We start from the raw sequence: 15,514 nt of genomic DNA on the forward strand, positions 1-15,514 counted from the left end.
GACCTTTTAAGGGTAGTAGTTTGGAGTGTATTGATTTGTTATGCCGTAACCACTACACTGTGGACTAGTGTTAAAGTTCTCCGGTTTATTTTCTAAGAAAGGTCTTTACACAGAAAAGCTCTCCCCGCATCCACAGGTGCGTGAAGCGTTTGGATTGATAAACTGAAATCCTTTTCCGTTTAGTCCGTCTGAAAAATCAAGCGTTGTTCCCAACAGGTAAAGCAGGCTCTTTTTATCCACCAAAATTTTTACGCCTTTATCTTCAAAAACCTGGTCGGCAGGGTTAATGGCCTCATCAAAAGCCAGTTCGTACATAAGTCCCGAACAGCCGCCCCCTTTTACAGAGACGCGTATATTCGGATCTTCCGTTTTGCCTTCCTTTTGGCGGAGCTCAACAATTTTTTCTTTGGCTTTATCGGTAACGGTAATCATAAATCATTCACTTAAGAAACAGGATTCAATACAACACTAAAAACGGTTATTGTGTTCATGTCGCGCCCGTAATAAAGTTTTTGCAGGGCATCGGTTATGTTGCCTGCGCGGAAGTACGAGGTGTGCAATTCGGTGTCTCCTTTGGCTACCCATTGAATGGTATAACTGTTTTCTTTCTCTTTATAATTCTGCACATACATGTGCATCTTTTTCAGGGCATCCAGTTTATCGGTACCGGTTTCGTAATGGAATAAAAACGATTGGTTGTGCCGCGGGTTAATGGTGATCAGGTCCAGCCTCACTTTGCCATCTTTGGTACTGTATTCAAAAATCAAATCGGACGACCGTAACCCCAGGTAATCTTTAATTTCCTGCTGCAAACGTGCCGCCTCAATATGTATTTCACTGGTTGTCTCCATCATACGCTAAGAATTCAGTAGGGAGAAAACTTTTTAAATGCCTTAAAAGTTTCTCATTTTAAGGTCAAAGTTAACAATTATGCAAAAACTTGAGCATATCGGAATTGCCGTTAAAAACCTGGCCGAGGCAAATGTGTTATTTGCCCGTTTATTAGGCCGGCAACACTATAAGGTAGAGGAGGTTGAGTCGGAAGGGGTGCGTACTTCTTTTTTTGAAGTAGGTGGTGTAAAAATAGAATTACTGGAGGCCACGCGTCCTGATTCGCCCATTGCACGCTTTATCGAAAAACGTGGCGAAGGCATACATCACCTTGCCTTTGAAGTTGCCGATGTTCATCATGCACTTGAGGACTACCAACAAAAGGGATTCGAAGCCATTAATGCAGCACCAAAAAAAGGTGCAGACAACAAAATGATTTGTTTTCTGCACCCTAAGTCAACACAAGGTGTGTTGGTTGAATTGTGCCAGGAGGTTAACGGCTCTTAGGAAAGTCGGGCACCTCTTTTTTACCATACTGCACAGCGTTGTAATAACGCTGTTTTTTTTTCCCCAACTTGGTTTCGTAGTAAGGTTTGGGAACCGAAGAACACGCCACTGAAAAGATTAAAGCCAAGACAAGCAACACCGAAATCCTTCTCATAAGTTTTGCTTTCTTGTGTGCATAAATACCGGGTATGGGTTGCTTAAAACTTTTAATTTAGGTTATAATCTTACTTTTGTGTGACGAAACGCCTTGCCGAACGGTGAACGAACGGTTACAACCGATTTACAACATGAGTGAAAAACGATCTGAAATCAGTGAACTTGGGGAATTTGGCCTGATCGACAGGATTGCAGGCAACACCCGGTTGCATAACCCAACTTCCATACATGGAATAGGTGACGATGCTGCAGTTTTGGATGGTGGCGTTGATTACCTGTTGGTGTCAACCGATTTGCTGGCCGAAGGCATCCACTTTGACCTTGCGTTTACCCCCCTTCAGCACCTGGGGCATAAAGCTGTTTCCGTTAATGTTTCCGACATCGCGGCCATGAACGGAAAGGCTGAACAAATAGTGGTTTCGATTGCTTTAAGTAACCGTTTTTCTGTTGAGGCTGTGGATGCTTTGTACGAAGGAATCCGCGCAGCTTGCAAGCAATACAATGTTGATCTGGTAGGTGGCGATACAACCGCTTCACGTTCAGGCTTGGTTATTTCCATTACAGCCATTGGCCGGGTGGCAAAAGAAAAAATTGTGTATCGATCAGGCGCAAAGCCAAACGATATTATTTGTGTAACGGGAGACCTTGGGGCAGCTTATGTAGGTCTTCAGGTACTGGTACGCGAAAAGGAGGTTTACCTGGCCAACCCGGATATGCAGCCGGGCCTTGAAAAATATGCTTACATGGTGGGGCGACAGTTAAAGCCTGGTGCCCGTACAGATATTGTTTACGAGTTGGAAGAATTGGGGGTTAAGCCAACGTCAATGATCGATGTTTCAGATGGCCTTGCTTCGGAGCTATTCCATATTGGTAAAAACTCAGGCGTGGGCACCCGAATTTTTGAAGATAAGATACCGATTGACCAGGCGGCTTATGAGGCCATGGCGTTGGAATTTAAAATTGACCCGGTTACCGGTGCGCTGAATGGTGGGGAAGATTATGAATTGTTATTTACCATTAAGCCGGATGATTTTGAGAAAATCAAAAACCATTCGGATATCCACCTGATTGGTTACGTGCACGAAAAACCAAACGACCATATTTTGGTTACCAAGCAAGGCAATGCAGTTTCGCTGCGTGCTCAGGGTTGGGATCATTTTAAATCATGATGATAAGGGCAGGCTTACGGTAAACTCAGTGCCCACGCCTTCAGCACTGTTGATCTTTAGTTCTCCCTGGTTTACCTGGACAAACTTTTTGCATAAGATTAAGCCAAGTCCGGTTCCTTTTTCATTGGCCGTTCCCATTTTTAACGACAGGTGTTCATCTGAAAGCAGCCTTTCGATGTATTGTGCGTCCATACCAATGCCTTCATCGGTTACTTTAATAACAGCATACTGGTGGTTTCGTATGGCTGAAAGGTTCACGTTTTTGCCTTCGCGGGTAAATTTCAAGGCATTCGATACCAGGTTACGCAAGGCTACATACAACATATTCTCATCGCCATGCACGGCAATATTTTCCGGTATATTGAGGTGAAAGTTTATCCGTTTTTTTTCTGCGGTAAGCTGGTACAGCTCATAGATTTTGCGAAGCGTTTCTGTGATCGAAAAATCTGATGGCGTATAGGTTATACTGCCCGTTTGCGACATCGACCAATACAACGTATTGTCAATTAAATCCAGTGAGCTGCTTACGGAGTTGCGTATACTGCGCGCATGTTTTTTAATGGCCTCTTTCGGGAGGGCGTCAACATTTTCAATAATGATGGACAGAAACCCCTTAAGTGTTGTAAGGGGCGAACGCAGGTCGTGCGACAGAATGGAAAATATCAGGTCCTTTTTTTGGTTGAGCACCTCCAGTTCTTCACGCGATTTTTCAATTTCTGCGGTACGTTCTTTCAGTAACTTCTCTAGCCTTTCCTTATCGTGACGGGCCTTGTTGGCGTACGCCTGGGCACCAGTATACACGGCAACGAAAACAAAGCCAACGGCAAGCAAAGTAAACCACCACGTTTGCCAAAACGGATGGGCAATGGAAACATCCAGCGAGTCGGATTCAATCACTTCGCCTTTAAACTTTGTGCGGATTTGAAAGGTATATTTACCGGGCTTTAGGTTATTGTAAGTGATCGTGTTACCGCTGGCGGTGTGCCACTGTATATCGTGGTCTTCAAGTTTATATTCTATACCGTAGGTTACCGGCTGCTGATAGTTAGGAACAATGTAGCTGAACGATAATTGGTTTTGCCGATGGTTCAGGCTTACCGCGTTGGTATGCCTGAGGTTTACGTAAAATTCGTTGGGTAAACCTTTAAAGCCAGATACACTTAAAATAACAGGTTTTACCGCCCTGTAACTTGGCGAAACTTTAGCCGGGCTGAAAACATTAACCCCATTTATACCACCAAAAACAATTTCACCGTTGCGGGCTATCAAATACGAGAGCCGGTTAAACTCCTGGTCCTGCACACCTTCGCCAATTGAAAATTGTGTTAACGCAAAAGTTTGCATATCCAGCTTAAGTATACCCTGGTTAGTGCTGATCCAGACATTATTTTGTGCATCGGTAAGGGTTGCATAAATGGTGCTGGCATTGAGTTCGGGTATATCGATCCGCTTAATTGGATTGGTTGATTGATCAGCCTCTTCGGGATTAAGTTGCCACAAGCCGGAGTTAAAAGTCCCGATCCAGATGTTGCCATTAATTTCGTTCATGGTTAATACCATAAAATAGGAACCATCGGGCCGTACCGGGTTTTTTTCAATCGGATAATGGGTAAACGTCAGGTCGTCATGCAGTAGGGAAACACCGCCCTGAACACCTAACCAAATCCTGTTCTTACTATCTGCATATAGCATGGTGGCATTACCAATCCTTCGTTGCGGATCGGATGAAAAAACGCCATGTCGCGTCATCTCACCATGGACAAGATCATATATAAAAAGGTTGCCCCCCGAAAGGAAATACAGTTTATCGCCAATGCGTAAAATCTGCCTGACCATACGGTTCTGGAAAACCTCCTTCAACGGTTTGTACCAGGTAAAGGTGTACTTGTTTTTATCCATTACCATCAGGCCGGTGGTTGTTCCCACCAACAGTTCCCGGGCATTGAAGTCATGGAAGTACATCGGCACACTGGTTTTGCCCGAGCCATCGGGTGCAACTTTAATGCGCTTTATCTGGTGTGTAACGCGGTTATATTTATTGATAAATCCCCCATCTGTTCCAATCAGCAAATCGCCATTGGGTTCCTCATAAATCCCCCGCACCATTTTATCCGACAGTGAGTTTGGGTTGAACGGATCGTTGGTGATGTGTAGGAATTTAATTTTATCCGGGTCGTATTTGTTTACTGCGCCCGTGGCACCGATCCACATAATCCCGGTTTTATCTTCGAACATGGAGGTGCAGTTGTCGCCACTGAGTGAGTAGGCTGATAAAGGATTTTTGATGGTCTGAATAAATCGATCTTCAGCGGGACTGTAAATGGCCAGTCCTCCTGATTTGGTTAAAAACCAAACACGTTGGTTTCGGTCGACAAAAATTTTATTAATGCGGTTGTAGAAGGGATTGATTTCAGGTGAAAAATATTTTATAAAGGTTTTTGAGGGCAAATCATAAATCAACAAGCCTTGCTTTTCCGTGCCCATATAAAGGCGCCTGGCTGAATCGATGGCCAGGGCTGTTACCCGACCATAGATAGTAAATTCTGCATCCTTCCACGAAAGTTTTAACGAGTCGGTAATTTTGCGGTCTTTGATCCAAAAAATCTTTCGCACATCGCCAATAATCAATTCGTCACCATCATTGCACAGCGAAGTTGCCGTGTTGGTATTGTAATGGTCGGAGTAGTAGCGCTTTAGCGTATCGTTCTCTAAAAAGTAAAGTCCGTTGTTAAAGGTGGTGCCCCAAATAATGCCATCGGGTGTTTGGGCAAGCTCGTTTACAATGGGTATGCCTGCCTGTGCCGGTAGTTTTCGCAAGGCGTTTGTGTTATAACTGTATTCCACTACGCCATTGTTCCGGGTGGCAATCAGTAGTCGTTTTCGTTGATGGTCGTAAAATAAGCTGTTTATTTCCCTCCCGGCTATTGAGCCCGAATCGGGCAGTAGCGTGTAGCGCGTAAAGTTCAATCCATCGTATTGAAACAATCCGTCCGCTGCAATCCAGATCAGCCCTTCCGGATCCTGGAGAACATCGCTTATTTCGGATGAACGGATCGTGCCCGGAACATAAACGTGTTCAAAAATAAGTTGCTCGGGCAGTGTTTGTGAAAAAACACTACTGCCGGATAGCACCAAATGGGTAAGTAAACTATAACAGAACCTCCTGCACATTAATCCTCCGGGTAAGGTATAAAAACAAAATTGGTAAACGCTTTATCGATCACAAACAGGCAACAGAATTCATCCGGGTCTTTATAAGCTGCTTTAAAAGCTTCTTGTTTTTCTTCATCAATTAAACCTCGTTGCACAAACTCGTCCATGTAGCTGATGTAGTAATTCCATTCCAGTTCAGCCAGTTGTTTATCAATGAGCAATTGTCCTATCGGTTGCTGCTCTTTACAAACAGGAAAAACAGGATGTTCTGAAAAACCCCGCTTGCGCACCTGGTATGAAGCCTCTTTAATGGAGTCGGCTACTTTTACAAAATCCTGTGAAATTGTGCCTAAATATTTCCCACTCAGCTCCGGATCGTTATGCATAGTCGTAAAAAATGAGCCACTAAAATAATATGTTGGCAGGTATCCCTGCCATCAAGGTAAGAATTCCCTATTTTCGGACATAAACCCAATGAAATGAGATCAATTATACAGTTTTTATTTTCAGTACTGTGCCTGTCGGTGTATGGTCAGGCCACAAGTGAGTCCGAAATAAAGGCTTCATTTGAAGCCCGGAAAAAACTTGCTGAACAATCCATTTTAAGCAACTACCCTGTGCGGAACATTGGCCCCACGGTACAAGGCGGGCGCATTGTTGATATTGAGGTGAACCTGAAAAATACGCATGAGTATTACCTCGGCTTTGCCTCCGGTGGAATTTTCAAAACAGAAAACAACGGAATAACCTTTCAGCCCATTTTTGATGATGTGGATGCGATGGGTATTGGTGACTTTGCTTTATCGCAAACTGATCCAAAGATCTTATACGTAGGTACTGGCGAAAAAAACAGCAGTCGCTCAAGCTATGCCGGCAGTGGCATGTACAAAACCATTGATGCAGGAAAAACCTGGCAACACCTTGGCCTTACCGGAACGCATCACATTAGTCGTGTTGTAATTCATCCGAAGGATAACAACACGGTGTGGGTAGCGGCCATTGGTGCCCTTTATTCAAAAAATTCAGAACGTGGTGTATTCAAAACAATTGATGGCGGTAAAACATGGAAAAAAACACTATTCATAAACGACAGCACCGGTATTATTGATCTGGTAATCAATCCATCAAACCCAAACCAATTGCTGGCATCTTCGTGGGATCGTTCGCGCAAAGCGTGGGATTTTAAGGAAGGCGGTGAGGGTTCGTCTATATATAAATCGGATGATGGCGGTGAAACCTGGTACAAGTCGGTAGCAGGGTTTCCACAAGGAAAACAGGTAGGCCGAATAGGCCTCGATGTTTCAGCCGTTAACCCAAATGTTGTTTACGCCATTCTGGACAACCAGGGTGAAATTCCACAAACCGAAAAACCGAAAGATGATGGCAACCTTAAGGCAGAAAATTTTAAGGGCATGACCAGGGAAGCCTTTGCCAGGCTTGATGATAAAAAGCTTGATGATTTTTTGAAAGACAACCGCTTTCCACAGAAGTATGATGCCAAACGGGTAAAGAAAGAAGTAAGCGAAGGAAAATATTCTGCCACCGCTTTGTATGATTACCTGGGTGGCGATGCCAACGCCAATTTGTTCAATAAAAAGATTATCGGTGCAGAAGTATATCGTTCGGATGATAACGGCAATACCTGGAAAAAAATGAACAGCTATGATTTAGATGGTGTGTTCTTTACCTACGGCTATTACTTTGCCGAAATGCGTGTTGATCCCTCCAATGCCGATAAAGTGTACATCTACGGTGTGCCGCTTCTGAAATCAAACGATGGTGGTGTAACCTGGAACCACCTCGATACGCTGCGTGGCGAACAAAACATCCATGTCGATCATCATGCGCTGTGGGTCAATCCTAACAATGGCAAGCACATGTTGCTGGGTAACGATGGCGGATTGTATGTGACTTATGATGAAGGCGCGTACTGGCAACACATTAATAATATGCCTGTGGGTCAATTTTATACTGTGAATGTTGATATGGAAACACCCTATAATGTCTATGGTGGATTGCAAGATAACGGTGTATTGAAAGGTTCGTCACGTTCGGTACCCAATGTTAACAAGCATTGGGAAACCATTGGCGGGGGCGATGGCATGTATGTAGCAGCCGACCCGCGCAACAGCAAGTTGGTGTATTGGGGTTTTCAGTTTGGAAATTATTTCAGGGTAGAACCTGGCAAGCCTGGCGCGCGCATTACACCCCGCAATGATATTGGCGAGCCGGCCTACCGCTGGAACTGGTGTACCCCGCTGCAGTTAAGTAAGCACAATCCGGATATTGTGTACATGGCGGCTCAAAAAGTATTCAGAAGTTTAAATAAAGGAGAAAGTTGGGAGACCATCAGCGATGACCTGACTAAAAATAAAAAGCAAGGGGATGTTCCTTTCTCCACCATCAGTGCATTGGAAGAATCGCCATTGAAGTTTGGATTGCTTTATGCCGGTACGGATGATGGAAATGTGTGGGTATCTAAAAACGGAGGAGGTAGTTGGGAAAGTATTGTAACAGGCTTGCCGCAGAATAAGTGGGTGAGTTCAATTGCACCTTCGCCTCACGCAGAAGGTACTGTTTATGTTTCGTTGAACGGCTACCGCGATGATGATTTCAAAACGTATTTATATGCGAGTACTGATTATGGTAAAAACTGGAAGAGCGTGAAAGGAAATTTGCCGGAGTCAGTGGCAAATGTGATCGTTCAGGATCCGGTTCAGCCAAACTTGTTGTATTGCGGGTTGGATAATGGAACCTATGCAAGCCTGGACAATGGAACCTCCTGGCATTACTTCAACGGCATGCTCAATGTAGCATCTTACGACATGCTGGTGCACCCTCGCGATAACGAGCTGGTAGTAGGTACCCATGGCCGTAGTGTTTTCGTAGCTGATGTAAAACCTTTGCAAGCACTGAAAGATGCCGGCAAATCCATTATGGCTTTTGCGCCAGAAAGCATACGTCACAGTGAACGTTGGGGGCAAAAACAATATCCGTGGGCAGAAACCAACGAGCCGAAAGTAAGCATACTGTATTATGCAGGTAAGGCATCAGCGGCAATTGCGGTAGAAGTTTATGATGAGAAGAAGAATCTGGTGCGCAAACTCACAGCAACGGGTGCCACCGGTTTTCAAAAATTTACCTGGGATGTTAAGGTTGCTGAAGCCGCACCGGCACCTGCAAAATCAAAATCAAAAACTCCGGTTGTAACGGAACCCGTTTTGAAGTATGCCGGTAAGGGGAAGTACACGATTAAGTTTGTGAGTGGTGGCGATAGCAGTGAAGTGGTGGTGGAAATAAAATAATCAAGTTTCGTTGTCGAGCCACTTTTTTGAGAAGGCCTGAAGTTCCGGATAAAATGCAGAAAACTCTTTCGTGAAGTCCTTATAATTATTTTTGAGGTCTTCAACGGCCAGTTCCATTTTTGATTCGTGTTTCGATCGCCTGGCCATGCCCGTTAGCGCACGTTCTATCCCTTCCAGTCGTGCGTAGTTTACGAGCCAGTTGCCTTTGGTCATGTAGGGAAGCATAAACTTTACACCTTCGGGTAAAATGTGGTGAAACTTTTCCAGCGTGCTGTAAGAGCGTTCGGCAAAATCCGGGAGAAAATCGGTGTAATAATGTTCCCAGTTTTTAGCCAGCAGGTGGTCATAAAACATGTCGACTATGACAGCAGAATAATGACGATAAGTTGGGCGCAACCGGTTTTTACTTACTGTTACAATCGGGTGGCTATCCGTAAACTCATCAATAGCACGGTGCAGCGCTATGCCACGGGCAATTTCGGGTTCAAATTGTTCGAGTAAGTTCCGTCCTTTCACAAAATCACCAATAAAATTGCCCACCATAACTTTAGGGTTGTCACCCGACAGACTGATGTGCGCAAGGAAGTTCATGCGGTTAAGTTAACAGTCCACAGTCAATAGTTCATCGTCTGGACAGCACTTAATAAACTATTGACTGTGAACTATTGACAATCGAGGAACAATTCCCCATCTTCCACCATTAAAACTATGCGTGTATGGCCTTATCCCAATTGAAACTACTGGTTAATCTCGCCCGTATTGACGGTGACATTGCCGATCGTGAACGCAAGTACATTACCACCATAGGCCTGGCCAATGGTGTACCGATGGAAGATATTGTTCCGCTGTTCGATCAGGATCATGAAAACATAGGATTAATGCACCTGACTAATAATGAAAAGTTCGATTACATTGTAAGCCTTGTTCAGTTGATGAAAATTGATGAGCGATTATATCAGGAAGAAATTAAGTATTGTTCGGAAGTGGCTGCCCGTTTGGGATACGACCAAACCGTTATGTTTGACCTGATGCTGCATGTGCGTGAAGAAATGCAGCGCAATGAACTGCAGGCGCTTAAAAAGATCACTGAAAAATATCTATCCAAGTAACCTTATTTTGAAAATATGAAGAAGCTTTTTTTACTGGCAATGACGGTTGTGTCTATTCAACTGATTGCCCAGCGAACGGTAATTCATTGCGGCAACCTGATTGATGGAAAGTCGAATGATGTGCAGTCACAAATGACAGTGATTGTAGAAAAAAATAGTATCACAAGAGTAGAAAAAGGATTCACAAAACCCGGTACTTCCGATAAGTTGATTGACTTGAGCAAGAAAACCGTTATGCCCGGTTTGATTGATTTGCATGTTCACCTGGAAGGTGAAACGAACAAAGATCAAGCCTTGCAACGGTTCACATCAAATAAAGCGGATGTTGCTTTCCGGTCAACCGTTTATGCAAAGAAAACGTTGCTGGCAGGGTTTACTACCGTGCGCGATTTAGGCGGCAGTGGGGTCAATACTTCCTTGCGCAATGCCATTAACCAGGGATTGGTTGTGGGGCCAAGAATTTTTTCCGTTGGTAAATCTATTGGCACAACAGGCGGTCATGCCGATCCGACCAACGGCTACCGCGAAGATTTGATGGGCGACCCCGGGCCGAAGGAAGGTGTGATCAACTCGCCTGAAGAAGCAAGACAAGCCGTAAGGCAACGCTATAAAGACGGTAGCGACCTGATAAAAATTACAGCAACAGGTGGTGTGCTCAGCCTTGCCAAAGATGGCAGTGGACCGCAGTTTACGCTGGATGAACTAAAAGCAATAGTAGAGACAGCAAAAGATTATGGGATGCACACCGCTGCCCATGCGCACGGCACCGAAGGCATGAAGCGGGCTGTACTGGCAGGCATTACCACCATCGAACACGGCACCATGATGACCGAAGAGGTGATGGATTTGATGAAAGAGAAAGGAACGTATTACGTCCCTACAATTTCTGCCGGAAAATTTGTGGCTGAGAAAGCAAAGGAACCTGGTTATTATCATCCATTGGTTACGCCCAAGGCATTGGCCATTGGTCCACAGATTCAGGAAACCTTTGGTAAAGCTTATAAACGGGGAGTAAAGATTGCTTTTGGTACTGATGCCGGGGTGTTTCCGCACGGTGAAAACGGAAAGGAGTTTACCTACATGGTAGAGGCCGGTATGCCCGCGATGGAAGCCATTAAATCCGCAACAGTAGTGGCGGCTGAAGTGGTGGGTATGAACGATAAAATTGGAACCATTGAAGCAGGTAAGCTGGCCGACATTGTTGCCACTGATGATAATCCGTTGAAAAACATAAAGACCATGGAGAAAGTGAGTTTTGTGATGAAGGAGGGCGTGGTTTACCTTCAATGAATCGAACTAAGAAGTAAGAATAACGATTTTTGATTTTTGAAGGATATCAGATTTCTTGAATCAAAATTCCACAATCATCATTCGTCATTCCAATACATTATGATCAGAAAAGTTTTCATACTCACGGTGTTTTTAGCAGCTTGCTCAACACCAGAAAAAAAATCCGAACCATCACCTGTCCTCACCGGCTTGGACGGTAAGCAATACTTTGAACCCGAACGAAGCGCAACGGCACAAGCCCGGCTCGACAGCAACCTGAATGTTGCACGGAAAAATTTTGAAACTGATCCTTCAGAAGATAATTATGTTTGGCTGGCCAGAAGGGAAGGATATCTCTACCATTATAATGAGGCTATAAAAATTCTGTCGGAGGGTTTGGAGAAGTACCCGAACTCCTATAAACTATTCAGGCATCGCGGACATCGCTACATTTCTATTCGAGAATTCAATAAGGCCATTGCTGATTTACAAATGGCGGCATCGCTGATGCCACGACAACCGCTTGAAATAGAACCGGACGGTCAGCCGAATAAAATCAACAAACCACTATCGAACGTTCAATTCAATGTTTGGTATCATTTAGGACTTGCTCATTATTTAAAAGGCGATTTCGAAAGTGCCGAAAAAGCATACTTACAATGCCTTGATGCTTCCGATAACGATGATCTTATTACCGCCACGGCTGATTGGCTTTACATGACCTATCGTAGAATGAATAGACCCGAAGAAGCCGCCAAAGTGCTCGAGCTTATCCGCGAGGAAATGAACATTATCGAGAACGACTCCTACTACCTGCGCCTTCAAATGTATAAAGGCATGTTACCACCGGATGATTTATTGAAGGTGAGTGGTGAAAATCCGGATGTTGACCTGGCCCTGGCCACTCAAGGGTATGGTGTGGGAAACTGGTATTTTTGTGAAGGCGACACTACACGCGCAGTAGAGATATTCAAGCAGGTAACTTCAGGAAAGCATTTTTCTGCTTTTGGATTTATTGCTGCGGAAGCGGATTTGCACCGCCTCTTAAAATAATAGTGGCTAAAATTTCAGCGGAATAGTAATCCTGATTTTTTCCCAACTGATCTGCAAGGCACCTTCTGTAGCTGAAATGGTCTCAATGGCATACAGGAGGCGCTCCTGGGTTTCTTCCAGTTTTTCAGGTGTAACGTTTATCCGCAGTAGATCTCCTGAAGCATTATAGTCGTCAGCCAAATGCTGGTCCCAGTTCTTGTTAAGAATGAATGTCCAGGTTTCTGTTCCTGGAATAGTAAAAATAGCATACTTGCCTGCCGGTATGTTTTGATTGCCGATAATGAAGTTCTTATCAATTTCAAACGAAGTCGCCCGGTGTGCTCCGGTAACCCAAACTTCGTTATACGGAACAAGTCCACCCCAGATTATACGACCCTTAACTACCGGGGCTGTGTATTTAATCGTGATATGCGCATTACCCACCATGGCGTGGGTTTCCTTGGGCAAACTTTTTTTGACCGTGTCTGCTTCGGTTTGAGCCGGAGCAGTCATGTGCTGATCGTGATTTTCAGTGATTTCTTTTTTAGACTGACAACTGATTGCCAGGATGGCGACACTAAGGATTAGTATTGGATACTTTAACATATAGTTTAATTGAGATGAGTATATCTGTAAGCTGTAGGCAATTGGCTGTAAAAAAACAAGATGTTACGTTGCAATTGCCTGCTGCCTGCTTTTTAATTAATTTCTTCTTTCACTGATCCGCACCTGAGCATGGAAGCACCGAAGTACGGATTTAGTACTTTTTTTTCATCACTTAACCAGAGGGCACCTTTATCATCAAATGCCATAGGGCAGTATTGTTTGTAAACGGTTAATCCGGCTCCACCCGCTTTCACTAAATCGTACATGGAAATAGAAAGCGCCTCAAAAGCTTCACGTTGTGCTTCAATGTCATCGGTTTCTCCAATGGCTAACACATATTCATTTAATTGGTCGGCATATTTTCCGGTTGAAGCCGCAAGTGCAGTAGCAGCAGACTTAGCTTTGACTGCATCATCATTTACCAGGGCATCTTTCACTTCAAAGTAACCGGTAAGTACAACTTTCAGTGCTTCGTTGGTTTCTTTCGCAGCGGTTTGTGTTTGCTCGTCAGAAGATTTTTCTGTCTTTCCGCAGGCTGCCATTATCAGTGCAACCAAGGCTAATGCTAAAATTGATTTGATTTTCATTTCTCGTTTAGTTTATGATTTGAATTTGATTTCGATTTTAATTAATATCTATGTAGCTCCATCAATATCGATGAATATCTAATATGTTCTACTGTTACCGTTTCCTGAATACTTCCCGGTTTTCCCCACACTTCAGCATAGTGGCGCCAAAATACGGATTTTTAATGTCTTCAAACTCACTTAACCAATATGCACCTTCATCTTCAAAGGCCATCGGGCAATAGGCCCGGTATGCTTTTTCGGTGGTAAGCCCAAACAGTTCAACGGCCTCTATGAGGTAGTTGGAGAGGAGTTCGAAGTCCTTGCGCTGTTCTTCCACATCAGTCTTCGTACTTATACCGGTTGCGCCCTGCTCCAATGGCTTAGTCAGCACCATCCATTCGTCATGGGCAGCACCCTCCAGTAATTTCATGTTTACAGCTTTCAGTGCTTTCAAAACTTCCTTTGCGGCAGTAGCAGCCAAAGCAGGATTTGATTCGACCAGCGCATTTTTAACAGCATAGTATTTTTCAACCACCTGGGTTAGCTGTGCTCGGAAGGCTTCGGGCACGTCAATTGATTTTATTTCAGGTGAAGACATCATGCTGTAGTTACCACTTAGTTGTGCTGATGCATCCACTGAAAACACACCATTAGATACTACTTCTTCACCTTCATCCAGTCCTTTTTCTACAATGTATACATCATTCATCCGGGCACCGAGTGTAATTTCTCTTCGTTCGAATGCTGGAGTTGTTCCCTTTTGTTTAACGTATACAACCGAGCGCTTGCCTGTCCAGAGTACTGTTGTAGCCGGAATGGCCAGACCCTTTACATTTGAATTCAATTTTGTTTGCAGGGTGGCACTTACCAGCATTTCAGGTTTTAGCAGATTGCCGGTATTGGGTACAATAGCCCGCACATCTACTGACCGGGTTTCTGGACTTACTGATGGATTGATGTAGTGAATTTTAGCATTGAATTCTTTTCCCGGAAGTGAAGGGACAGTAAAGTTTATGGTTGATCCGGTTTTGATCCAGGGCAGATCACTTTCATAGGCATCCAGTACCACCCAAACTGATGAAAGATTAGCAATTTCCATCATTACACTACCAGTTGACAGGTAATCACCCAAAGAAACCTGGCGTTTGGTGACTACGCCTGAAGTTTCGGCATAGACATCCAGAGTGGTGGTAACCTGTCCGGAAGATTCGATCTGTTCAATTTGCTTGTCGCTGATTTTCCACAACCGAAGTTTTTCTTTGGCGGCTTCATAAAGCTGTGGCGAGATGCTTGCCATCTTTTTTGCTTCCAGCAATTCACGTTGGGCGGTTACCAGTTCAGGAGAATATAGTGTGGCGAGCTTTTCTCCTTTTTTTATTTCCTGCCCTACAAAATTTACAAATAGTTTTTCAATCCGCCCCGGAAATTTGGCAGCGACAACAGAAAGCGCCTGTTCATTCACCTTTACTTTTCCGGTTAGCATCAGTTCATTGGAGGCTGAAACGGATTTAACTTTTGTTGTCTGAATGTTAGCCAGTGCAGCAGCCTCCGGTGTCATCTCCAATACAAATGGATTGGAGGTGCTGCTGCCGGATGAAACAGGAGTCAGATCCATGCCACATATTGGACATTTACCGGGTCCTTGCTGTCGGATTTGTGGATGCATGGAGCAGGTGTACTCACTGACCGCTTCTGTTTTATGGTCGTGTGTTTCGGATTGGTCTCCTCCAAAGATTAGCCAGCCAAGCAATAACCCTGCTGCCAGAAGAATGATGTTGATGATGATTGATTTTGGTTTCATAGTATTC

Annotated in this window: 14 protein-coding genes; 6 read left to right on the top strand and 8 right to left on the bottom strand. The window is 44.2% G+C overall.

Features of this window, described 5'->3' with window-relative positions:
• Positions 1–105: 105 nt before the first annotated feature.
• Together KIT51_05075 and KIT51_05080 are read right to left on the bottom strand one after the other, a co-directional pair.
• Positions 106–432, bottom strand: a complete 327-nt coding sequence (locus tag KIT51_05075; GenBank protein UYN87635.1) for an iron-sulfur cluster assembly accessory protein — start codon at positions 430–432, stop codon at positions 106–108.
• An 11-nt stretch (positions 433–443) separates the two neighbouring features.
• On the bottom strand, positions 444–851 hold the full coding sequence (locus tag KIT51_05080; protein ID UYN88500.1) for a hypothetical protein: 408 nt from the start codon (positions 849–851) through the stop codon (positions 444–446).
• A gap of 79 nt (positions 852–930) precedes the next feature.
• Here KIT51_05080 and mce point away from each other — a divergent pair, with 79 nt between their 5' ends.
• Together mce and thiL are read left to right on the top strand one after the other, a co-directional pair.
• On the top strand, positions 931–1,338 hold the full coding sequence (gene mce, locus KIT51_05085) for a methylmalonyl-CoA epimerase (protein UYN87636.1): 408 nt from the start codon (positions 931–933) through the stop codon (positions 1,336–1,338).
• 287 nt (positions 1,339–1,625) lie between these two features.
• Positions 1,626–2,663: a thiamine-phosphate kinase gene (gene thiL / locus KIT51_05090; protein ID UYN87637.1), complete on the top strand. Its 1,038-nt coding sequence runs from the start codon at positions 1,626–1,628 to the stop codon at positions 2,661–2,663.
• On the opposite strand, the gene KIT51_05095 is transcribed toward thiL, so the two are convergent.
• Both KIT51_05095 and KIT51_05100 read right to left on the bottom strand, forming a co-directional pair.
• The gene (locus KIT51_05095) at positions 2,658–5,834 is read right to left on the bottom strand and encodes a hypothetical protein (protein ID UYN87638.1); all 3,177 of its coding nucleotides are present in this window, start codon (positions 5,832–5,834) and stop codon (positions 2,658–2,660) included. The two genes, thiL and KIT51_05095, sit on opposite strands and share 6 nt — an antisense overlap.
• Complete coding sequence (locus KIT51_05100; protein ID UYN87639.1) at positions 5,834–6,202, bottom strand: hypothetical protein; 369 nt, start codon at positions 6,200–6,202, stop codon at positions 5,834–5,836. Before KIT51_05100 ends, KIT51_05095 begins: the two co-directional genes overlap by 1 nt.
• 93 nt (positions 6,203–6,295) lie before the next feature.
• Here KIT51_05100 and KIT51_05105 point away from each other — a divergent pair, with 93 nt between their 5' ends.
• Positions 6,296–9,121: a glycosyl hydrolase gene (locus tag KIT51_05105; protein ID UYN87640.1), complete on the top strand. Its 2,826-nt coding sequence runs from the start codon at positions 6,296–6,298 to the stop codon at positions 9,119–9,121.
• Here the strand turns inward: KIT51_05105 and KIT51_05110 are convergent, their stop codons facing one another.
• Entirely contained in the window at positions 9,122–9,712 is a 591-nt protein-coding gene (locus tag KIT51_05110) for a DUF479 domain-containing protein (GenBank protein UYN87641.1), read from the bottom strand.
• Between the two features lie 125 nt (positions 9,713–9,837).
• Here KIT51_05110 and KIT51_05115 point away from each other — a divergent pair, with 125 nt between their 5' ends.
• The 3 genes from KIT51_05115 (at position 9,838) to KIT51_05125 (ending at position 12,552) form a co-directional block, all read left to right on the top strand.
• Complete coding sequence (locus tag KIT51_05115; GenBank protein UYN87642.1) at positions 9,838–10,230, top strand: hypothetical protein; 393 nt, start codon at positions 9,838–9,840, stop codon at positions 10,228–10,230.
• Positions 10,231–10,245: 15 nt separating this feature from the next.
• A complete protein-coding gene (locus KIT51_05120; GenBank protein ID UYN87643.1) occupies positions 10,246–11,520 on the top strand; it encodes an amidohydrolase family protein in 1,275 nt (424 codons plus the stop codon).
• Between the two features lie 99 nt (positions 11,521–11,619).
• Positions 11,620–12,552, top strand: a complete 933-nt coding sequence (locus KIT51_05125; GenBank protein UYN87644.1) for a tetratricopeptide repeat protein — start codon at positions 11,620–11,622, stop codon at positions 12,550–12,552.
• Between the two features lie 6 nt (positions 12,553–12,558).
• On the opposite strand, the gene KIT51_05130 is transcribed toward KIT51_05125, so the two are convergent.
• The 3 genes from KIT51_05130 to KIT51_05140 form a co-directional block, all read right to left on the bottom strand.
• On the bottom strand, positions 12,559–13,137 hold the full coding sequence (locus tag KIT51_05130; protein ID UYN87645.1) for a DUF2911 domain-containing protein: 579 nt from the start codon (positions 13,135–13,137) through the stop codon (positions 12,559–12,561).
• 92 nt (positions 13,138–13,229) lie between these two features.
• Entirely contained in the window at positions 13,230–13,724 is a 495-nt protein-coding gene (locus KIT51_05135) for a DUF3347 domain-containing protein (protein ID UYN87646.1), read from the bottom strand.
• 94 nt (positions 13,725–13,818) lie between these two features.
• Positions 13,819–15,507: an efflux RND transporter periplasmic adaptor subunit gene (locus tag KIT51_05140; protein UYN87647.1), complete on the bottom strand. Its 1,689-nt coding sequence runs from the start codon at positions 15,505–15,507 to the stop codon at positions 13,819–13,821.
• Positions 15,508–15,514: the final 7 nt, after the last annotated feature.

This window comes from Cyclobacteriaceae bacterium (genome assembly GCA_025808415.1).
Taxonomy (GTDB): domain Bacteria; phylum Bacteroidota; class Bacteroidia; order Cytophagales; family Cyclobacteriaceae; genus UBA2336.